Source organism: Tolypothrix tenuis PCC 7101 (assembly GCF_963874875.1).
In the GTDB taxonomy this organism is placed as follows: Bacteria; Cyanobacteriota; Cyanobacteriia; order Cyanobacteriales; family Nostocaceae; genus Aulosira; species Aulosira tenue.
The window spans coordinates 3,842,776-3,864,039 of the sequence record NZ_CAWNJS010000001.1 but is presented as its reverse complement, the minus strand read 5'-3'; the positions used below and the strand labels follow the sequence as shown (position 1 = coordinate 3,864,039).

The 21,264-nt window shown below is 39.3% G+C and carries 16 protein-coding genes; 10 read left to right on the top strand and 6 right to left on the bottom strand.

The window, feature by feature from the left end; translation table 11 throughout:
- Nucleotides 1–212: 212 nt before the first annotated feature.
- Nucleotides 213–2,333, top strand: coding sequence for a serine/threonine-protein kinase (locus AACU25_RS15770; protein WP_096577122.1), 2,121 nt, complete (start codon nt 213–215; stop codon nt 2,331–2,333).
- Between the two features lie 109 nt (nt 2,334–2,442).
- Here the strand turns inward: AACU25_RS15770 and AACU25_RS15765 are convergent, their stop codons facing one another.
- From AACU25_RS15765 to AACU25_RS15755, 3 genes are all read right to left on the bottom strand, one after another.
- Nucleotides 2,443–4,203: a serine/threonine-protein kinase gene (locus tag AACU25_RS15765; protein WP_096577120.1), complete on the bottom strand. Its 1,761-nt coding sequence runs from the start codon at nt 4,201–4,203 to the stop codon at nt 2,443–2,445.
- Between the two features lie 389 nt (nt 4,204–4,592).
- Nucleotides 4,593–4,847 (bottom strand): hypothetical protein, encoded by a 255-nt coding sequence (locus tag AACU25_RS15760; RefSeq protein WP_096577118.1) that lies wholly within the window; start codon nt 4,845–4,847, stop codon nt 4,593–4,595.
- Nucleotides 4,848–5,117: 270 nt separating this feature from the next.
- Complete coding sequence (locus AACU25_RS15755) at nt 5,118–5,780, bottom strand: HAD family hydrolase (RefSeq protein WP_096577116.1); 663 nt, start codon at nt 5,778–5,780, stop codon at nt 5,118–5,120.
- A gap of 97 nt (nt 5,781–5,877) precedes the next feature.
- Here AACU25_RS15755 and AACU25_RS15750 point away from each other — a divergent pair, with 97 nt between their 5' ends.
- The 3 genes from AACU25_RS15750 (at nt 5,878) to AACU25_RS15740 (ending at nt 9,753) form a co-directional block, all read left to right on the top strand.
- Nucleotides 5,878–6,912 (top strand): isopenicillin N synthase family dioxygenase, encoded by a 1,035-nt coding sequence (locus AACU25_RS15750; protein WP_096577114.1) that lies wholly within the window; start codon nt 5,878–5,880, stop codon nt 6,910–6,912.
- 384 nt (nt 6,913–7,296) lie between these two features.
- Nucleotides 7,297–8,217: a ribonuclease D gene (locus AACU25_RS15745; RefSeq protein ID WP_096577112.1), complete on the top strand. Its 921-nt coding sequence runs from the start codon at nt 7,297–7,299 to the stop codon at nt 8,215–8,217.
- Between the two features lie 693 nt (nt 8,218–8,910).
- A complete protein-coding gene (locus AACU25_RS15740; RefSeq protein WP_096577110.1) occupies nt 8,911–9,753 on the top strand; it encodes a tetratricopeptide repeat protein in 843 nt (280 codons plus the stop codon).
- Between the two features lie 136 nt (nt 9,754–9,889).
- Here the strand turns inward: AACU25_RS15740 and fusA are convergent, their stop codons facing one another.
- Nucleotides 9,890–11,899: an elongation factor G gene (fusA, locus tag AACU25_RS15735; RefSeq protein ID WP_096577108.1), complete on the bottom strand. Its 2,010-nt coding sequence runs from the start codon at nt 11,897–11,899 to the stop codon at nt 9,890–9,892.
- A 323-nt stretch (nt 11,900–12,222) separates the two neighbouring features.
- Here fusA and AACU25_RS15730 point away from each other — a divergent pair, with 323 nt between their 5' ends.
- Nucleotides 12,223–13,152 carry a carbohydrate ABC transporter permease gene (locus AACU25_RS15730; RefSeq protein ID WP_096577106.1) on the top strand — a complete coding sequence of 310 codons (930 nt, stop codon included), beginning with the start codon at nt 12,223–12,225 and terminating at the stop codon, nt 13,150–13,152.
- 350 nt (nt 13,153–13,502) lie between these two features.
- Here AACU25_RS15730 and AACU25_RS15725 read toward each other — a convergent pair whose 3' ends face one another.
- Together AACU25_RS15725 and AACU25_RS15720 are read right to left on the bottom strand one after the other, a co-directional pair.
- Entirely contained in the window at nt 13,503–14,150 is a 648-nt protein-coding gene (locus AACU25_RS15725) for a PEP-CTERM sorting domain-containing protein (protein WP_190445693.1), read from the bottom strand.
- A 1,238-nt stretch (nt 14,151–15,388) separates the two neighbouring features.
- Nucleotides 15,389–16,063: a response regulator transcription factor gene (locus AACU25_RS15720; RefSeq protein ID WP_096577102.1), complete on the bottom strand. Its 675-nt coding sequence runs from the start codon at nt 16,061–16,063 to the stop codon at nt 15,389–15,391.
- 114 nt (nt 16,064–16,177) lie between these two features.
- Between AACU25_RS15720 and AACU25_RS15715 the strand changes: the two genes are divergently transcribed.
- The 5 genes from AACU25_RS15715 (at nt 16,178) to AACU25_RS15695 (ending at nt 20,894) form a co-directional block, all read left to right on the top strand.
- Complete coding sequence (locus AACU25_RS15715; protein WP_096577100.1) at nt 16,178–16,489, top strand: hypothetical protein; 312 nt, start codon at nt 16,178–16,180, stop codon at nt 16,487–16,489.
- A gap of 733 nt (nt 16,490–17,222) precedes the next feature.
- Nucleotides 17,223–19,385 (top strand): Tex family protein, encoded by a 2,163-nt coding sequence (locus tag AACU25_RS15710; RefSeq protein ID WP_096577099.1) that lies wholly within the window; start codon nt 17,223–17,225, stop codon nt 19,383–19,385.
- 143 nt (nt 19,386–19,528) lie between these two features.
- A complete protein-coding gene (locus AACU25_RS15705) occupies nt 19,529–19,852 on the top strand; it encodes a 2Fe-2S iron-sulfur cluster-binding protein (protein ID WP_096577098.1) in 324 nt (107 codons plus the stop codon).
- Nucleotides 19,853–20,155: 303 nt separating this feature from the next.
- A complete protein-coding gene (locus tag AACU25_RS15700; RefSeq protein WP_096577097.1) occupies nt 20,156–20,554 on the top strand; it encodes a phage holin family protein in 399 nt (132 codons plus the stop codon).
- A gap of 148 nt (nt 20,555–20,702) precedes the next feature.
- A complete protein-coding gene (locus tag AACU25_RS15695; RefSeq protein WP_096577096.1) occupies nt 20,703–20,894 on the top strand; it encodes a YqaE/Pmp3 family membrane protein in 192 nt (63 codons plus the stop codon).
- Nucleotides 20,895–21,264: the final 370 nt, after the last annotated feature.

Sequence of the window (21,264 nt, the reverse complement as noted above, 5' to 3'; positions counted from 1 at the left end):
TGAAAGTGCTGAGTCCTGAGTGCTGAGTAAAAATTTCAGTCTCATTTATATACTTGGCAATGAAAATTATTTTATGTCCCTCATCTTCCTCATCTCCCCCGTCTTCCTAATCCCCAGTCCCCAGTCCCCAATCCCCATCTCCCCAACACCCATCCGGTTCCCCTGTGCCAATATTGAAATCAGATAATATTGCACTTAACTAGGCAAACCTGATGCTGGGAAACACACTTGTAGGAAGATACCAAATTATTAGCCACTTGGGTGGTGGGGGGTTCGGGGAAACCTTTGTTGCTTGTGATACTCAATTGCCGGGATCTCCTCAATGTGTTGTCAAAAAACTCAAGCCTCAGGCCAACGATCCAGTAACTTTAGAAACGGCTAGACGTTTATTTGATACAGAAGCTCAAGTTCTGTATAAATTAGGTACTCATGATTGTATTCCTCAACTTTTAGCATACTTTGAGGAAAATGCAGAATTCTATCTCGTACAGGAATTTATTGAAGGACACAATCTCAGTCAGGAATTAACACCAGGGAAAATTCTGACTCAAACTGAGGTAATTTCTTTGTTGATGGAGATTCTCGAAATTTTAAAGTTTGTTCATCAACAAAATGTAATTCACCGCGATGTCAATCCCTATAATTTACTGCGCCGCAAATCAGATAGGAAATTAGTGTTAATCGACTTTGGTGCAGTTAAACAAATTTCCTCACAAGTAATTACACCACAAGGACATACTAAATCTACCGTTGCTATTGGTACTCCGGGATATCTACCAGGGGAACAAGCACAAGGAAATCCTAAATATAGCAGTGATATATATGCGGTAGGAATAGTCGCTCTACAAGCTTTAACTGGATTACCACCAGAACAATTAGAAAAGGATGCTGATACTAATGAAATTATCTGGCAAAGTCATACTAAAGTATCGCCAGAGTTCGCCCAAGTTTTAAACAAAATGGTCTGTTATGATTTCCGGCAGCGCTACAATTCTGCAACAGAAGCATTACAAGCACTCAAAGATTTAACACAACCTGCGGCTAAAACAGTTGCTTTAATTCCAGCCTTGCCGTTTAAAAATTTGCCCAATCCTCAATTAAAAAAAGAAATTCTGCACAAGATTTTAGCAGCTACATTTATTTTAGGTGTCAGTGGGGCAATTGGGATATTTATTATTGATGGTATTCATACAAATAACGCTACAGAATTATATAAACAAGGTAATACATTATATGATTTACAACGCTATCAAGATGCATTAGCTGTATATGATAAAGCTGTTGATATTAGACCACTTTACCCTCAAGGGTGGTATGGTAAAGGTAAAACTTTAGCAGAATTAAAGCAATATAAAGAAGCACTAACAGCTTATGATAAAGCTATCCAGATTTTGCCAGATTATGTAGAAGCTTGGAGCGCTAGAGGTTTGGCATTAGCAAATTTACAGCGTTACCAAGAAGCGATCGCCTCTTTTGACAAAGCCTTACAACTAGAAGGCAACTCACCCGAAATTTGGAATGCTAAAGGTGAAGCTTTGAGTAGTTTAAAACAATATGATAACGCCATCAAAGCTTACGATAAATCAATTGAAATTCAAAAAAATTATGAGATTGCTTGGGAAAATAAGGGTTTAGCCTTGCATAATTTAAAACGCTATGATGATGCAATTACGGCATACGATAAAGCCTTAGAATTAAAGCCAGATGATGCCTCATTCCACTATAATCGCGGCAATTCTTTAGTAAATGTAGGACGCTACGAAGATGCTTTAAAAGACTATGATCGGGCAGTACAATATAAATCTGATTATTATCAAGCCTGGTTATCGAGAAGCAATATTCTCATGAGTTTGCGGCGTTATCCAGAAGCAGTAGAATCATTTGATCAAGTCATTAAATCTAATCCCGGAAATTTCCAAGCGTGGTATAGTAGGGGTTGGGCACTACATCAAAGCCAACGCTATCAACAAGCAATTGATTCTTATAATAAAGCCATTTCTTTGCGGCGTAACGATTACCAAGTTTGGTATAACTTAGGCAATTCGCAATTTAACTTACAGAAATACGAAGATGCGATCGCATCTTATAATCGCGCAGTTCGTTACAAACCAGATTATTACGAAAGCTGGTATAGCAAAGGCAATGCCCTAGTAAACTTGAAACGCTACCAAGATGCGATCGCAGCTTATGCACAAGCCATCAAATACAAGCCAGACTATCAACAAGCCATTGAAGCCAGCAAGCAAGCACAAAATCAACTGCAAGCGGAAAAATCAAAACCTCTAGTTATTCCCATCATTACTATTCCTAATCCTCTCGCACCAAAACAGTAGTATCAATTCAAAATTCAGAAAGCCATGTATTAACACAGCAATAAGGGCGCACAGATGTGCGCCCTTATTGAGATTTAAAGAATTTTGCACGTGTAGCTTGGGGTATTGACTAATATAAATTGTCAATCTTACTAGCTGAGTAGTAACGGGTGTCAGCTTGTGTTTTTCTAGAAGCTGAATTTACTTTTGATACAGCTACTTTACTACTTGGACCGCGCAGACGTTGCTTTTGAGCATACTCATTGAGTTTCATTTGAGCTTGCGCGTAAACAGTAGTATTTTTTGGAACCTTTTGCAGGAATTTGACCGCATCATCAAATTGACCAGCAGAGGCTTTGTTGTAAGCTTTTTGTAAAAAGTAAGTAGCTCGAATTTGCTGCTTTTTATCGTACTCAGCCAATTTTTTCTGCACGATCGCACCAGCAGCACTTTCTTGAGGAATTTGACGCAGATAGGTGATAGCAGTAGAAAAATCTCTATTATTTGCGCTTGCGTAAGCTTTAGCTAATAAATCTTGCGTTTGTGCTTCTATGTTGACTTGTGCCTGCTGCACTAGTTTATCTGTTTTAGATTGCCAATATAAAATATCAGGAACTTTAGGCGCGATCGCTAAAACATCTGACCATCTACCAGCTTGGAAGGCGGTTTCTGCAAATTGGTATTGTTCAGCAGCTACTTGCCATTGCTGTTGCCATTCTTCAACTGTGGCTTGAGCTTCTGGATAAATTTTACTTTGGGTGGGAATTGATTTAACGAGTGCGATCGCTTCTTCTAAATCTCCCGATTGATATTCTTCTGTCGCTTTATATAAAGTTTCTTTATCGGAGTAGGCTGGAGAAGTTGTAAATAATGAATATACACCCAATCCCAGCAATACAGAATTAGCCGCCAAACCAACTCTCATTCCTGTGAGTAATGGTGCAGACTTCTGCGGTGGAACAGGAGTTGCGACGATATTGCTATCACTAGGTTCTTCGGGTGGTAGAGACAGACTATATAGTGCTTCTAGTTGGGGTAACTCATTTTCCCACCGCATTTCTTGGATGATTTGCAGTACCTCACCCGCAGATTGGAAGCGGTCTTCGTAATCGTAGCGGATCATTTGGCTGAGAATAGCAGCTAAATAATCGTTAACTTGTGTTTGCGGAGTATGCCAAATAATCTCATTTGTATAAGGATCTAATTTAAATTGTAATGGTGCCATTCCGGTTAAAGCTTGGATGGCAATTATACCTAAAGAATAAATATCGCTATTAGGCTGTGTTTGACCAATAAATTGCTCTGGTGGGATATAACCCAAAGAAGTAACCGGAACATTCTGAATAGGTAATTCTGTATCTTCACCAAAATCAACTGGCTGGATGGAACCAAAGTCAATCAGTACTAATTTGCCATCAGCAGCGCGCCTAATTAAATTTTCTGGTTTGATATCGCAATGTATCACTCCCTGAGAGTGAACAAAATCCAAAATTCCTAAAACATCTTCTAAAAACTCGACAACTTGGGCTTCACTCCAAATCTCACCACATTTTTTATTGATGGGTAGTTCTTCAGTTAATGAATGTCCTTCAATAAACTCTTGCACTAAATAGAAACGTTCGTGTTCTTCAAAGCAAGCAATGAGTTGGGGAATTTGGTCGTGACATTCCAAACGCTTGAGAGTTTCGGTTTCCGTGAGAAAACGTAACCTTAAGTCATCCAGGTAACTAGGTTGACAATTGCTCACTTTGAGCTGTTTAACAACGCACTTAGGGTTTTCGGGGTAATCTATGTCTACGGCAATATAGGTTTGTCCAAATACTCCTGCACCTAGGCTTTGAACGATTTGGTAACGCCTTTGTAGTACTTTACCGATCATGTGGTGGGTCATGAGCTGGTTACTTCGTAAGTAGTCCTAATCTACTTTTTCTGTAATTTCCACCCAATTTCCGGAACTACCTAGAATTAATTCTTAAGACTGTTGACGCGCCTAATCAAAACCTTAGCGGTGTCAGTATTTTTCGTTGAATAAAAAATATATTAAGATTTTTATACACCAAACAGCGATCGCAGATTAAGTGTTAAATCGCATAATTATAGCATCATCTAGCACTTTCTACGGTGTGCCTATTGAACCATTAGTATTGTAATTTCCCATCCAAAATTGGATTACCGTTGTCAAGTCAGCCATTCACGCCCAGTTTTGGCACAATCTAGCATAAAAATCTGTCTTTTTATGCCCCATGCTCATTTTTCAGCTAGCGTCCCAACACCCAGATTTTAATCATTCATCAGAGATACAAGCCGAGAAAACCAATACACAATTTCTGGATCGCAGAAGGTCGTCAGTCGAGCCATTTCTCTGGCTAGCTGATACGCTTCCTCACCCTTGGGATGACTTGTCAGTCCAGCATGATTGAGTAATGCGGCTTTCAAGTCTCCGGTATAAGTTGGTAAACTTTGACCTGCAGCATAGTTCATGCGGCTAAGAATAGGATTCCAGTCGATTTGGTTGGTAGTAATATGTGCATTCATAAAGTGTGTTGCATTTTGAGGATGATATAGCAATATTCCCTAAGTTATAAAAAAGCAATTATTTAGAAGCCTAACTATTTTAAAGTGGGGAATGAATCTGGTTTTGATAATTTAGGATTGCTATATCTCTAATTTATGCTGCTCAATCAGTAGTAGCAAATATATTTTCTTTTTATATTAATAAATACAAGTTATGGAAAAATATTTAGGATTTACAAATTTACATTACTCAAATTTTCTCTCTAAGATACCAGCATGGATATCTTTTATTTACCAAGAAGCAACGATCCCAGGCAATTCGCTTAAATTATCAATAATTGCATCCGGATGTTCTGGTGCTTGCCATCCTAAGTCTCTCTTCCAAATACTTTTCATCCCCATCCTCTTAGCTCCCATCACATCTGTTTGAGGATGATCTCCGATAAATACGCTTTCATTTGGTAGTATACTTAAGTTACGTAAAGCACGCAGAAATATTTCTGCATCCGGTTTGCGAATTCCTTCAAATTCTGAAATTAAGATTGTTTGAAAATATTTTTCAATGCCTAAACCTTGAATGGTACGCTGCTGAAACTTGCCAAGACCATTAGTAATAATTCCTAATAAATATCCTGCTTTAGTGAGAGCTTCTAGTGTCTCTAGCAGGTTGACAAAAGGTATACAAGAATGCATGAAATTTATTTCATAATCCTCAAGCAAATCTGCCCATGAAATCGCTTCAATGCCAAATTCTCTAACAAGAGTTTGGTAAACTTTATCTTTCCAAACGTACCCACGGCAATCTAATTCGATAAATCTACTAATATAATCTTTTTTGGCAATTTTATCTAATTCCGCCGGAAAACGGTCATATTGATGAGTAATAAAATGTTTGATAGAAGCATCTCTATCTAATAAAGTTCCATCTAAATCAAACAGAATAGCTCGAATCATTCAATATTAGATTTTTGATTGATACACAGGTAAATAATTGGTCATAATTCTTGTGATGTGAGTGTTATACACCGCACACAACGAGGAGGATCGTAGCATGAATAGCTTACAAGTTGTGGATGAAGGATTTTCACAAGTGCCGCTAATTGATATTAGCGCCTTGGTTTCGGGAAAAGGCGATCGCCTAAAAGTGGCATCGGAAATTGGGCAAGCTTGTCGTGAATGCGGATTTTTCTATATTGTGGGACATGGTGTAGATGAAGGCTTGCAGCAAAGGCTAGAACAACTCAGCCGCCAGTTTTTTGCCCAGGATTTAGCAACTAAAATGGCAATTCCTATGGCTTTGGGTGGTAAAGCTTGGCGGGGATATTTCCCAGTTGGGGGCGAACTGACATCGGGTAAGCCTGATATTAAGGAAGGTATTTACTTTGGTGCAGAACTAGGAAACGATCACCCACTCGTACAAGCCAATACCCCTATGCATGGCGCTAATCTCTTCCCTGAGAATATCCCTTTATTCCGCGAAACCGTGCTGGAATATATGGAGGCGATGACGCAACTGGGGCACATTTTAATGGCTAGTATTGCTCTTAGCTTAAGGCTAGAAGCATCTTATTTTGCTGAACGTTATACATCAGATCCCCTCACCTTATTTCGGATTTTTAACTATCCCCCAGATTTGTCACCTGCTGATGGTAAAAATCGCTGGGGTGTGGGCGAACATACAGACTACGGCGTTTTAACTATCCTCAAACAGGATAATTCCGGCGGATTGCAAGTGAAATCGCGATCGCGCTGGGTAGCTGCGCCGCCAATCCCCGGTTCCTTTGTCTGCAATATTGGCGATATGCTCGATCGCATGACTAGAGGTTTGTATCGTTCAACGCCTCATCGCGTACAGAATATTTCAGGATGCGATCGCCTTTCGTTCCCTTTCTTTTTCGATCCCAACTTTGATGTTGAGGTAAAGCCAATTCCCCTAGATGGGGTAATAACCAAAGACGATCGCACAGAACGTTGGGATCAGTCTAGCGTTCATGACTTTCAAGGAACCTATGGTGATTATGTGCTGGGTAAAGTATCTAAGGTTTTCCCAGAGTTGCGGCGGACGGTTCTAGAGACTACCCAGTAAATATCGGTGTGGGGAGATGAGGGAGATGAGGGAGATGAGGGAGATGAGGGAGATGAGGGAGATGAGGGAGATGAGGGGAAAAGCTGAAAACAAGAAAATACAATTCAGTTAACAAAATTAATTGATAACAAAACCAAAAAACTAGTTACTCAACAAAAAAACAGAACAATAATTTTGGAGGGGGTTTGGGGGACGCAACCGTCACCCAATCGGGGGTTTGGGGGAGAATCCCCCAATTCTTCTGGCTTGTTTAATAAGTGACAAATCAATCGCTAATCAGCTTAACTAAGCCGTATTGGAAAATAAAAGGCATTCCAATTACCAATGCCCCAAAAATCCATTATTGTAACTGAAGTATCAGCCAATCCGAGGAAATTTTAGCCCATGCCCTACCTTACTTACGCCAGGGACATTTATGCCATTATTACTAAATATACCAACGCTAAAACTCTCTGGATTGATACAGAAGTCGCTGATTATAAAAGTCGTCAACCGAAACTCTCGCTGATTCAGGTTTTAGATGATCCCTCAGATATGAGTGGCGATCGCGTTTATCTTTTGGATGTTCTAGGCAAACCGGAGATAGTCGGGGAATTTATTGACAGTATTATGCTCAATCCTAGTATTGAAAAGGTATTTCATAATGCTAGTTATGATTTGAAACTTCTGGGTAATAAGCAAGCTAAGAATGTTACTTGTACCTTAGAAATGGCTAAAAAAATTCCCTACTACCTTTTGCCAGTACCTAACTATCAGCTGCAAACTTTAGCTACAGCACTTTGTGCTTTTAATAATATTGATAAAGAAGAGCAAAATAGCGATTGGGGACAGCGTCCTTTAACTGACGCACAAATTGATTATGCGTATTTAGATTGTATATATCTTGCTCAAGTACATTTAAAATTACTAGAGTTACAATTTCAAACAAATCCCGATCCGGCTACAGAAGATTTAGCATTACTTGGTGCTAGATATACGGAAATTGAACAGCAACATCACATATTAAACTCTGAGTTAGAGCATCTGCAAGAACGCATTAAAAAAGCTATGCAGATACAAAATGTTTCGGAAACATCATATTGCAAGCTGACTAAATATGAGCGCAAAACAGTAAAAGTGGCATTTACTGAACTTATGAGACTCGTAGAAACCGCAGGGATTGATTTAGATTTTCCCATCCCCCTGACTCAGAAACTGCAAAAAGATTTAGGCACAAACTTAGAACAACTCTCTGTAGAGGTGGATGAAACTACCTCTTGGCGGTTAATACCAAAAAGCCCCGAAAGCGAGGCTGAGAGCGATTAAAAAATTCCGGAATTACATCTATTTTCAAATAAAACTGTTACTTCAACAGCAAAAAGCTACTGGCAGATAATGGTATATGCAACTAATTAATGCTAAATTCAAAATCCAGAATCCAAAATTTTAATTCATTCACATAGATACACTTAAATTTAAGTGTATGCGTCCCTCTAATTGAAAATTTTATATAGATAAAGATTTTGTAAAAACAATAAAAATTTTAATTTAATCAGCTTTAAAACGTATAATGAAAAGCGGCAAAAATAGGACTCGCCGCGTATAACATAACTTTGTGCAAGCGAGAACTAAATAGATAATCGGGAAAAATAACAGTTTTATACTTTATTTTTGCCTGTAAACAGTGACTCTGGGTCTAATATGATGCTGCATAGAGTGCTAGGGCAGCAAATATTAGTAACATCTACGCAAGAAAAGGATGAAATAAGTCGGAAAGCTGGGGCTGCAAATTTATACTTCATCTTGTATCTAAACCTAGAGTAAATAGCAGTTATTCATGATTTATGTAATCGCCTTTCTCTGACTTGACTTGGCGTTATTGGCGCTTCACGTCTACATTAAAAAAGTAAGATTCATAAATTAGACGGGATTGCTAGATGCATTTACAATTAATCACTATTTCCAGATATAGCTAAAAGTAAGTATGAATTTAGGGAGGGTGGCGGATTAAAACGACGTATGAAACTGCAATTATTTGATAGAGAGTGGACAAGGTTAGGCAGAGCATTTACCATAGCTTTGTTGTCAATATTGAGTACAATTACTAACCTTTCCTGTAGTAAAAATAGTGATGTATTAGTAACAGAAATTGGAGTAACTCCCCCCAGCCGTCGCCCAGCCAAAACATCAAAGGCAGTGGAATTTTATCTTCAAGGACAAAGTCAACACGCTAAAGGTAACTCAGAAGCAGCGATCGCATCCTATGATCAAGCAATTAGCCTGAATCCCCAATATGGTGTAGCGTTCAAAGCACGGGGACTGGCTAAATTTGACACGGGGAAGAAACAAGAAGCGATCGCAGATTATAACGAAGCGCTGAAGATTAATCCTAATGATGCCGAAGCCTACAATAGCCGCGCTAATGCCAAAGCCTCAATCGGAGATAATAAAGGCGCGATCACAGATTATAACGAAGCCATTCGTCTCGCTCCTAGTTATGCGGAGGCTTATAATAATCGTGGCAATGCTCGTGCTACCACAGGCGATCGCAACGGCGCGCTAGAAGATTTTGATCGAGCCATTCGCATCAATACCAGATATGCGATCGCCTACAATAATCGTGGCAATCTCCGCGCTGCTAAGGGCGACCAACAGGGCGCAATCTCTGACTACAATCAAGCTATCCGCATCAATCCTAACTTTGGCCCCGCTTACAACAACCGCGGAAACGCCCGCGCCGCCCAAGGCGATAAACCAGGCGCACTCAAAGACTTACAGCAAGCCGCAGATATTTTTCAAAGTGAGGGTAACAAGGATTTGTACCAACAAGTGATGAATAACATCAAAGAATTGGGACAGTAAGCAATACTTGTCGGTTAAGGGGAAAAGGGTAAAGGGGAAAGGGAGAAAGAAAAACCTTTCACCTTTACCCTTTAACCATGAGATGTGTAAATGAAACCCGCCCGTAAAACAGTCAACAGTCAACAGTTAAAAGTGATTACGTACTTGCTTGCCTATAACAAGCAAATTCCATCGTGAAAGTTGCCATTCCCGCAGTTTGCGATCGCAAATCTGTAGAATAACCAAACATTCGTACTAGCGGTACTTCCGCCTGAATGACGGAGTATGCTTGCATGGTTTCGGAACCTAATAGCAAGCCTCGACGGGAGGAGAGATCTCCCTGGACTCTACCTAAATACTCGTTGGGTGTTTCCACCTCTACCAACATAATTGGTTCGAGGATGTAGGGCTTGGCTTTAGTGATCGCTTCATCCAGGGCTTGATGGGATGCTGATCGGAATGCCAATTCGGAGGAGTCTATGGGGTGAAATGAACCGCCCTCTAGCACAACTTTGATCCCTGTCACGGGATAACCTTCCAAACGGCCTGATTGCATGGCTTCGCGGAAACCTTTCTCGCAAGCGGGAATAAATTCTTTGGGAATTACCCCGCCAACTACCTTGCTTTCAAATACAAACGGTTCATCTGTCGGTTCAATCCAGCCTGTGACATGGGCGAATTGTCCAGAACCCCCGGTTTGTTTTTTCAGTCGGTAATCGAAGTGAGCTTTTTGCCCAATGGTTTCGCGATATGCTACTGCGGGTGTACCAACATATACCTCAGTGTTATACTCCCGTTGAATGCGCTCTAGATAGATTTCTAGGTGCAGTTCACCCATGCCAGAAATCAAAGTTGCCCCTGACTCTGGGTCAATGCTGAGTTTGAACGTTGGATCTTCTTTTTGGAAGCGGTTGAGGGCTTTGGAAAGGCGATCGCTATCTTCTTGTTTTTTGGGTGTTACAGCCAGTGTAATTACTGGGTCTGGTACAAACATTTTCTCTAAAGATACCAGTGGCTCGCCACTACAGAAGGTATCGCCAGAGGCACAATCTACGCCCAATAGAGCGATAATATCGCCAGCTTCCGCAGATTTCACTTCTTCGCGCTTGTTAGCGTGCATTCTCACCAAGCGGCCAATTGGCACTCGTTGTCCGGTGCGGGAGTTGTATACAGTATCGCCTTGTTTCAAAGTTCCCGAATAAATTCGAGTATAAGTTAACTGTCCAAATGACTCCACAGTTAGTTTAAATGCCAAGGCCACTAAGGGATCGTCAGGATTGGGGTAAAGGTTGACAGACTCTACCGTTTTGACGACTTCCCTATCTATGGGAGATGGGAGGTAAAGGGCGATCGCATCTAACAAATTCTGCACGCCTTTGTTTTTGAATGCTGAACCCAGAAGTACAGGTGTGAGTTGCAAACTCAAGGTAGCTTGGCGAATGGTTTGCCAAATCAGTTCATGAGGAACTTCTTTACCTTCTAATAGCATCTCGGTCATGGCTTCCGAGAATAGCGACAAAGCATCAAGCAATTTTTCCCTGGCTTGTTGCGCTTCTGCTAGCAGTGCGTCAGGAATTGGCTTTTTCACCCAATCTTCCCCGTTTTCACCTTCAAAGTAAGAAGCTTGCATTTCTATGAGGTCAATAACCCCCAGAAATTTGTCTTCACTACCGATAGGATACTGAAGTAACAAGGGATTTAACTGCAAGCGATCGCGCATTGCTTGCACCACCCGAAACGGATTAGCACCAATGCGATCCATTTTGTTGATAAATGCTATACGCGGCACACGATATCGCTTCATCTGGCGATCGACGGTAATCGACTGGGACTGTACGCCCGCTACAGCACACAGAACCATTACCGCCCCATCCAATACCCGCAAAGCACGCTCAACTTCTATCGTAAAATCCACGTGTCCAGGTGTATCAATTAAGTTGATTTGCGTATCGTGCCATTGACAGGTGGTAGCGGCAGAGGTAATCGTAATGCCATGTAATTTTTCCTCTGGCATAAAATCCATCGTCGCACCCTTGCCGCCTCCCCGCACCTCCTCAATGGCGTGGATTCTGCCTGTATAGAAGAGAATTCTCTCTGATAATGTAGTTTTACCAGAGTCAATATGAGCAGAAATACCAATATTGCGGATGCGTTCTCGGGGAATCATAAAAATGTCCTTTTGCTCAAGCAATAAACAGTTTCAGCCTACTCCCAGCAGGCTTTAGAGCAATCACATTTTCATTATACTACATTTGTATTACAAATGTTATGAATGTTTAACAGTTCATCAGGATTCCCAAGCGCCACTGACATTTCCCCCTGTAGTGCTCAGTGTTGATCTGAACCGAAATCTGACTCGTGTAATATGAATTAGCGTCGTTAGCGAGATCAATTAATTAGCCATTCGGGAATTTGAAACCCAACTTAGCTTTACCTATATAGACGTAGTTTCTAACCGCCCTTTAATTTCTCCTTCATCCTTATCCTTCTATGAATCAATTGTCATCTAAAGATTGGGTGTTAATCAAACAGAGGCTAACCCCTTATTTATTTTTGCTACCCGCATTACTAATTTTAGGGTTAACCGTTTTTTGGCCTGCATTGCAAGCATTTTATTTAAGTTTTACTAGTTATGAAGATATTTCCCAACCACCGCAATGGATAGGTATTGCTAACTTCCTCAAGCTGTGGCAAGATACCGTTTTTTGGCAAACTTTAACCAATACCTTTCTCTATCTTGTCGGTGTAGTGCCTATTCTGGTAATTGCGCCTTTGGGGTTAGCTATTTTAGTTAATCAAAAACTTAGGGGAATGAATTGGTTTCGAGCTGCATACTATACACCAGTAGTCATTTCCATGATTGTTGCCGGCATAGCATGGAAATGGCTTTATGCAGAAAATGGTTTACTGAATCAATTTTTCAAAGCTTTGGGAATGTTTCCCGAAGGAATTCCTTGGTTAACTAGCCCTAATAAACTTTTTGGCATTCTCCCAATTTCTTTGGCAAGTGTAATGGCTGTGACTATTTGGAAAGGCCTAGGCTATTACATGGTAATTTACTTAGCTGGGTTGCAATCCATCCCGGGTGATGTCTACGAAGCCGCAGCTATTGATGGTTCTGATGGTATTCGCAAACATTTAGATATTACGATACCTTTAATGAAACCATATTTAGCTTTGGTAGCTGTGATTTCTGCGATATCAGCCACCAAAGTATTTGAAGAAGTATATATCATGACCCAGGGAGGGCCACTTAATAGCTCAAAAACCATAGTTTACTATTTATATGAGCAAGCATTCACTAATTTAGAAATTAGCTATGCTTGCACAATTGGGCTAGTGTTATTCTTGATAATTTTGGGTTTATCTATTTTGCGATTAATTATTAGTCGGGAAAGCACTGATAATATCAAACTTTAATTGCTGCATATAGTTAGATAATTAATTGGTGAAAAATAGGAACTTATGTAAATAATTAGAAATGGCTTGATGTATTTTCTTGTGTCTCAGGGCTTGATTGAATCTTGAAGAAAATACACCCTGTAACTATCAAGTACTTGAATCACCTGCTGATTACAGCCTTTCGTAAATTCGTCAAAGATAGTAGTATCTCCAATGAAACTACAAATTTACGAAATACAGAGAAGTGGCATTCTTTCTTTGGGTAGAGCAATGGTGAGATGCAACTATGATAATCCACGTAAATAACAAGCGTTTCGGGATTTTCTGAATTTCAATTACTCATTATTAGAGAATTTGAAATTAAGTAATTAAGCTGTTACCTTTTCTTTTTTCAGCTTTTGAATTTGCTTCTTCTTCAACGCAACTCCCATACCTAAAGCTGTTACCGAGCCTAAAATTGTGAAAGGTTCTGGTACATCTTGTGACTCAATAGTCATTGAGAAACTACCTGACTTTCCAGTAATTTCATTTGGAGTCACAATCCCTTTACTTAGAAATTGACCATTTTTGTAAAACGCTCCTAAGAAATTAAATTTTGCAGATGTAGTATTGAAATCTGTGTCTCTTGTTCTGGTAACACTAAATGAGTTATTGATTTGAAAAGTCAGACCAGGATCACCCAAAAATGTTAGGAACGGATTTGAGGAAGTGCCTGTATACTTTGCTTTAGTTTCTGCTCCATCTACTTGTATATTGGTAGGATTAGCGAGGTTAACAGAGGCTACATTAACCTTTGAATTTAATGCTAAACCCGAAAAAAGAGCACCACCGAAACTCTCAACTTTGCCATTGGAAAAAGAAATTGTATCTGTTGCTGGCGAATTTTGACCTCCATTGAGAAAATTAGAAGTTCCGACGATATTAATAAAAGCTGCTTGTGCTGGTGCTAATGTGCTACCTACAGCAAAGGTGCCGCAAGTTAAGGCTAATCCTAGCCCTATTGTTTTAAAAGCCATAATAGTCTCCATTCAAAAATGATTGGCATCAGGTTTTTGCCATCTGCAAAATGTCCTAATGAATTGCATACATTAGGCTCTTTTGAAGTTGGTAAACATTCATCTGCTGAGTTGTTATGCTGTGACCCAAATATATACAGAAAAGTTGCGTGGGTTTCCCGAATTTAGCAACCTTTTCAAGACAGATTTTGGATTGAAAGATTGAGATTTAAAAAATGGTAAAAGACCCTAATCTTAACGCCACTTGCTTCTGTTGGTATTTCCCTAAGACCAAAGTAGCTCAACTAAAAAACTTGTGTTGCAAAGTTATAAGCAAAGGTAGCTTCTGCTTAGACTTGCTGTAAAATCTATCATCCAAAATCCTGTCTTCCTGTCCCTGCTGTCAAGCGTGGGGGAAATCTCAAATTGAGAAGTTATTACTCAGCAATCACATGCAGATGCCCACCTGATTTTTGCATACCCTTCCATTATTTAAGTAAAAACTCGGACAGGCGTAAAGCCTTTGTAAAAACCATACATTTATCTGTGAATTTTGTATAAAGTATTGCATTTCAACATCAAGAACACTTTATCTAACCTAAAGGTAGATGACGGAAACATTTTATACTAGTAGTTGTATGGAGTCTAGGCTTTGGTATATCAATTTGAGATTGAAAACCTTTAACAGAAGGCTGTTTCAAACTTCTCAAGCCATACTAGCTACGACTATTTAATGTTACAGACTATTAACAAACTTCATCTTTTATCGTTGAAGCAGACTATTGAGAATGTAACCCGCTACAAAAGTATTTCTGAAATGCAATGCAGACATTCAAGGGTAAAATTTCACAATTTGGGTTATATCCTGGCAATAGATGTATAAAAGGTACCTTTGTCTTTGTTTTGATTACAAATAAGAGAGTTTTTAGTAATGCAAACACATAACTAGCTATAGAGCTATGTATTTGCTTGATAATTAAGAGTGCGATCGCACTCAAATTACAGCCTCAGCAATTGTTATACCAATTCAAATAATATTTGCGACAGATAAATTCTTTGTAGAGGCACGGCACCAATAAGATATTTGATATGCCAAAAGATTGTGGATGCCCTGCCCCTACCTACCCATCTGTTGCGTTCTTTTTTCAAAATGGTATTATCCATACCAGAAATTTAAAGGAAAAGTAAACCAAGACAAAACCTTTAAACTTTTCCTTAAAAACTTTATGTAGTTCTCATCGCGGCTATTTAGCTGTTCTCTACTCTCGTAATGAGTAACCGACACCACGCACCGTATGAATTAAGCGTTTTTCCTTATTTTCTTCTAATTTCAGGCGTAAATAGCGAATATAAACTTCAATAATATTAGAATCTCCCATAAAATCGTAACCCCAAACTTTCTCGAGAATTTGGTCTCTTGTAAACACCTGGCGGGGATGACTCATCAGATACTCTAACAAGTCAAATTCTTTGGCGGTTAATTCAATTGCGCGTTTACCGCGAAAGACTTGACGAGTGCGGCGGTTTAAACTTAAATCCTCAAACTGGGAAATATCCTCATCTGTTTCTTGGGTACGGCGGAGATGGGCGCGAATTCTCGCTAATAGTTCTTCAATGCTAAATGGTTTAACTACATAATCATCAGCACCAGCATCTAAACCAGCTACGCGATCGCTAACTTCGTCTTTGGCTGTCAACAAGATCACCGGCATTGAGTTACCAGTGGCGCGTAAACGACGACAGATTTCTAAACCCGTAAGCCCTGGTAGCATCCAATCAAGAATTGCTAAATCCGGCGACAAGTCTCTTGCCAAGGTCAAGCCGAGGATACCATCATTGGCTACGCTTACCTGATATCCTTCACTATTCAATTCCAATTCAACAAATCGCGCCAGCTTAACTTCATCTTCAACTAAAAGGATGTGCGCTGTCATATTTTTTCCTCAAGTAGCCTCATCGATGCAGGTAATGGGTAATTGGTGATTGGTAATTGCTGATTGGACTATTACTCAATTCTTTCCCTACAAAGGAAAGAGAAATATTGATGTATGAATTCTGGTGTAGGAAGTGATGTTAGCAGCATCTGGATTCCCACACTCTCAGCCGTTCATAATTTACTTTTATTGATAATCATGGATAATTTTGGGTTAATTAGGATATTTATACCAGGATTTTATCTATTAATATCCCTTAATCTAATTCAAGCTGCATCTTTCCCTATTTTTATACTTAGACAATTATATGATTATTTACAAATCAGGGTGAGAAAATCTCTCTCCTTAGCCCCTTTTACGCAGCTTGCTGCTTCTGCTTTGGCGAATATTACAAATTACGAATTATTAATTACTAGCTTGGCATAACACTAATATTTAGGTATGATAAATTTGTGGCACTTGCAGTTAAGGAAACAAGTGCAAACAAAAAAGTGCCCACACAAAATTTAACCCCATCCTCAATAAAGAAAAGGGCAACCAGTGGGACACAAGACAAATCACTCAAAACCAATACACAGCATTTTTAAGCCCAAAGGAATAAAGATTAATTTCTAGGCTGTGCGACTTTTATTAAGTAGAGATTTGTTTCGGTTTTATGTATTAATTTGTTTCATTAGCTATGTTGTTTTTCCATAGCATCCTGTAAGCATATCATTGCTTAGATAAGAGCCTGTTAGTACCTAGCAGGACTACAATCAGCAGTAATAGCTGGATTTGCCAAGGTGCTAATACCAAACTCAAAATAAAACAAATGAATCCAAATACACCAGCGATGTAGGCTATTTCATCAGTAGATTGTTTAACAAAATAGCCAGTTATCAAAGCGGTACATAGTGGAACCAAAAAAAACAAAGCCATTTTTCCTAACCTCTGAAATCAAAGGTGTAACGTTGATATAAACAGATTAAATCTGTTGGGATAATTTGGTTCATTTTACCTCTCTGTAGGATTACCTTACAACAGAGTATGTAAAATAATCATGTAAAAAATTCATATTTGATAATCTTCTGGTAAATTAGCTTAACGCTATTGTGCTGGCATCTGCCGAACGATATAGCATAATTACCTACAAAATTTAAGTTTTTGATTTAGACACTCAATGCTGAACATTCCTCAATTACTGGCAACTGAACTAGACCTTAAACTTTATCAGGTGCAAAATGCGCTGGAACTTTTAGCAGAGGGTGCAACAATCCCTTTTATCGCACGCTACCGAAAAGAGCGCACCGATGAAATGGATGAAGTTCAATTGCGTAATTTATCGGATAGGTATACATACTTAACAGAATTAGAAGAAAGAAAAGCGGTAATTCTAAATGCGATCGCCAATCAAGGTAAACTCACTGATGAACTAAAAGCGCAGATTACTTCTAGTTTACAAAAAACAGAACTTGAGGATTTATACTTACCATATAAACAAAAGCGACGCACCCGCGCTACTGTCGCCAGAGAGAAAGGTTTAGAACCGCTGGCAGAATTTATTAAATCATTGAATGTCAAAAATCCTGTGTCTGCTTCTTTAGAAACAGAAGCAGCTAAATATATTTCGGAAACTCAAGGCGTAAAATCTGCGGAAGAAGCGCTCAAAGGCGCATCTGATATTTTAGCGGAGGAAGTTGCCGAAAGAGCCGAATCAAGGGCATATATTCGGGATTACTTATTAGAATCGGGTGTATTTTCTTCGCGGATTAAAAATGAACATCCGGAGGGAACAACGAAATTTGAAATGTACCGCAACTATCAAGCTAAGGTGAAAAATATTGCACCTCATAATATCTTGGCTTTGTGTCGGGGTGAAGCCGAGGGAATATTAAATTTTGAAATCGCCTTTGATGAAGATGTGGTACTTTCCTATCTCGAATCTCAGGAAATTAAAACCAAAGTCCGCGCTATCCGTGATTTTTACCAAGGGATGATTAAAGATGCATTTAATCGCTTAATGAAAACTTCTTTAATGGGAGAAGTAATAGCCGAAAAGAAAGCCTACGCTGATTTTGAGTCGATTAAAACCTTTGAAACGAATTTACGGGAATTGCTATTATCTGCACCTGCGGGGATGAAACCAACTTTAGCAATTGATCCTGGGTTTAGAACTGGGTGTAAAGTAGCAGTAATTAACCAAACAGGCAAATTTTTGGAATATCAAGCCGTATTTCCCCATCAAGCAGCCGAACAACGGACTAAAGCTGCACAAACTATCAAAAATCTGATTGAAAAGTACAAAATTGAATTAATTGCTATTGGGAATGGTACAGCTTCCCGTGAGACTGAAGAGTTTGTCTCCCAAGTGCTGCAAACTTTAGAACGCAAACCGATTAAAGTTATGGTCAATGAATCGGGTGCATCTATATATTCTGCTAGTAAAGTGGCATTAGAAGAATTTCCCGATTTAGATGTTACCGTACGCGGTGCTATTAGCATCGGTCGGCGTTTGCAAGATCCCTTGGCGGAACTGGTGAAAATTGATCCCAAATCCATTGGTGTAGGACAATATCAGCACGATGTTGACCAAAAGTTGCTGAAGAAAAAGTTAGATGAAACTGTAGAAAGCTGCGTTAACTATGTCGGTGTAGACTTAAACACGGCTTCTAAGGAACTTTTAACCTTTGTCTCGGGAATTACCCCAGCCGTTGCCAATAATATTGTCACCTATCGCAACGAGAACGGAGCCTTTAAAAATCGCCGTCAATTGTTAAAAGTGCCAAAACTAGGGCCAAAAGCCTTTGAACAAGCAGCCGGGTTCCTGCGGATTCGCAACGGTGAAAACCCCTTGGATAATACAGCCGTGCATCCAGAAAGTTACTCTGTAGTAGAAGCGATCGCATCTGACCTCAACGTACCATTAAATCAGGTAACTCAAATCGCCGCTAAACTGCAAAAGGCTAACCTGAAAAAATACGTTACCGATACTGTAGGCGAACCAACCCTGCGCGACATCCTCGGCGAACTAGAAAAACCCGGTAGAGATCCTCGTGCTGAGTTTAAATATGCGACCTTCAAAGAAGGAATTACAGAAATCAAAGATTTACAAGAGGGAATGGAATTAGAAGGTATCATCACCAATGTCGCCAACTTTGGCGCATTTGTAGATATCGGCGTACATCAAGATGGCTTAGTCCACATCTCCCAACTGGCTGATAGATTTGTTGACGATCCCAAAAAGATTGTCAAAGTCGGACAAGTTGTGAAAGTTAGAGTACTAGAAGTCAATGAAAAATTGAAGCGAATTAGTTTGTCGATGAAAGCCGTAAGACAAAGCTAGTCGTAGGGTGCGTTGTCGCACAGCGCAACGCACCGCCAATTATTTAAGTTTAAGGGTTTAAGGTGCCATATTTTATTATTAAAGCAGCACAAGAGAGGATTTTCTGCCTCCAAGAGCCAAAATAACAGTATGGGGAATCACAGATGGCAGTTTATCAAGTTCGACTGATCAACTCGACAATAGGGTTAGACCGCACTATTCAAGTACCAGATGATCAATATATTCTCGACATAGCAGAAGACAATAGTATTCGCTTACCATCTGGTTGTAAGCAAGGCGAATGTTCTGCCTGTGTTGCCAAACTCATTAGTGGGGAAGTCGATCAAAGTGAGCAGAAATTTCTGCGTCCCCAGGAAATACAAGCTGGCTATATTGTTACCTGCGTGACTTATCCCACCTCTGATTGCACTCTCGAAACCCATCAAGAACAAGTTTTATATAAATCTTCGCTTTACTATAAGCAATAATTCTTTTAATTAAATATTTTGATATTTTTTTTGGTGTTTATTTATAAACTAAATACTGAGAGCTTCAGATATAAATTAATTGTCAGAATTTAAGTTTTTCTTTATAAATTAAATTATATATAATACTCCACCCTAATCAAAGATTTTAGCAGAAAACAATCAAATGATAAAATTACAGCCGAATTTTTCATCCAAACGATAGAACAAGAATCTATCCTCTTATTGATGTACCAACAGCTTGATTAGTACATGATAGTGACATGAAGTTCACACGCTCAATCAACTGTTTCTGAGGTAAAAACAATGTTAGGGCCATTTTTAACAGCAATAGCAACAGCTTTGAGTCTATTAATAGTAGATTTAGTTGTACCAGGCGTTAATATTGCTAATTTTCCCGCTGCAATCATTGCAGCATTAGTGATTGGTTTGATTAATGGCTCAGTCAAGCCAGTACTTTCTACCTTATCTATGCCGCTTAATTTCTTAAGCTTTGGTGCTTTTTCGCTAGTAGTTAACGGCATTTGTTTCGCTATAGCAGCAGCCTTAGTTCCTGGCTTTTCTGCTCACGGAATTCTCGCTTTTATTTTGGGGCCAGTAATTCTATCTTTTGCTAACACCTTCATTAACAACTACTTTGCAGAAAAGAACCTGGCTTTGGGTAGTGGAACTGCAAATAACAAGGGAGAATTACCTTCCAGCTAATAAGTCGTTACAGTAGAAATACTACTGCTCTAATACTTCGCTATCAATTAGCAGTTGTCGAATTAATTTAATTCCGTAAGTAGATTTAATAATTCGATGACAATCGTAGAAATGCAAGTAACCCACATCAAACATTAGAATCAAACCCATGAAATTAACACGCTTACTTCTTGGTCTGTTGTTACCCCCTGTAGGAGTTTTTCTAGAAGTTGGTATTGGCCCAACTCTGCTCATTAACATCTTGCTCACATTGCTAGGTTGGCTTCCCGGTAGTATTCATGCAGTTTGGGTGATTGCCAAGCATAATGAGCAATTTAACAGACAGGATGGCATCTACTAACAACGCTAAATTGGTAATGAGTATTAACTAATTCTCGACAAGTAATTACCATTACCAATTTACATATCCATTATTCAAAATGACACTGGTTAAATTAACTTTGTAGTTAAACACAGTTCAGCCAGAAATAAAAGCTCCTATTTAGAACAGTCATCAATTCCCAAATCAAAGCCTTTTTAAATTGTGACTTTTAATTTTTGATTTTCGGGCTACGGTATCAGGGTTTCATCGAATTTCTCCTCTCAATCAAAGTATAATAGGGTGGCAGTCCCCACCCTATTTTTTTGTTTATCTAATTTCAATTAAACAAAAGTTGTTGCCCAGAACCCCGCCTTTTTGAAAAAGTCGGGGTTCTGTTATATGTCAATAC

Bases quoted from the DNA above. Each gene is read 5' to 3' on its own strand.
- AACU25_RS15700 (WP_096577097.1), top strand. From the start codon at position 20,156: ATGTTAGGGCCATTTTTAACAGCAATAGCAACAGCTTTGAGTCTATTA.
- AACU25_RS15710 (WP_096577099.1), top strand. From the start codon at position 17,223: ATGCTGAACATTCCTCAATTACTGGCAACTGAACTAGACCTTAAACTT.
- AACU25_RS15745 (WP_096577112.1), top strand. From the start codon at position 7,297: ATGCCCTACCTTACTTACGCCAGGGACATTTATGCCATTATTACTAAA.
- AACU25_RS15760 (WP_096577118.1), bottom strand. From the start codon at position 4,847: ATGAATGCACATATTACTACCAACCAAATCGACTGGAATCCTATTCTT.
- AACU25_RS15715 (WP_096577100.1), top strand. From the start codon at position 16,178: ATGAATTCTGGTGTAGGAAGTGATGTTAGCAGCATCTGGATTCCCACA.
- fusA (WP_096577108.1), bottom strand. From the start codon at position 11,899: ATGATTCCCCGAGAACGCATCCGCAATATTGGTATTTCTGCTCATATT.
- AACU25_RS15705 (WP_096577098.1), top strand. From the start codon at position 19,529: ATGGCAGTTTATCAAGTTCGACTGATCAACTCGACAATAGGGTTAGAC.
- AACU25_RS15740 (WP_096577110.1), top strand. From the start codon at position 8,911: ATGAAACTGCAATTATTTGATAGAGAGTGGACAAGGTTAGGCAGAGCA.
- AACU25_RS15725 (WP_190445693.1), bottom strand. From the start codon at position 14,150: ATGGCTTTTAAAACAATAGGGCTAGGATTAGCCTTAACTTGCGGCACC.
- AACU25_RS15770 (WP_096577122.1), top strand. From the start codon at position 213: ATGCTGGGAAACACACTTGTAGGAAGATACCAAATTATTAGCCACTTG.
- AACU25_RS15695 (WP_096577096.1), top strand. From the start codon at position 20,703: ATGAAATTAACACGCTTACTTCTTGGTCTGTTGTTACCCCCTGTAGGA.
- AACU25_RS15720 (WP_096577102.1), bottom strand. From the start codon at position 16,063: ATGACAGCGCACATCCTTTTAGTTGAAGATGAAGTTAAGCTGGCGCGA.
- AACU25_RS15750 (WP_096577114.1), top strand. From the start codon at position 5,878: ATGAATAGCTTACAAGTTGTGGATGAAGGATTTTCACAAGTGCCGCTA.
- AACU25_RS15755 (WP_096577116.1), bottom strand. From the start codon at position 5,780: ATGATTCGAGCTATTCTGTTTGATTTAGATGGAACTTTATTAGATAGA.
- AACU25_RS15765 (WP_096577120.1), bottom strand. From the start codon at position 4,203: ATGACCCACCACATGATCGGTAAAGTACTACAAAGGCGTTACCAAATC.
- AACU25_RS15730 (WP_096577106.1), top strand. From the start codon at position 12,223: ATGAATCAATTGTCATCTAAAGATTGGGTGTTAATCAAACAGAGGCTA.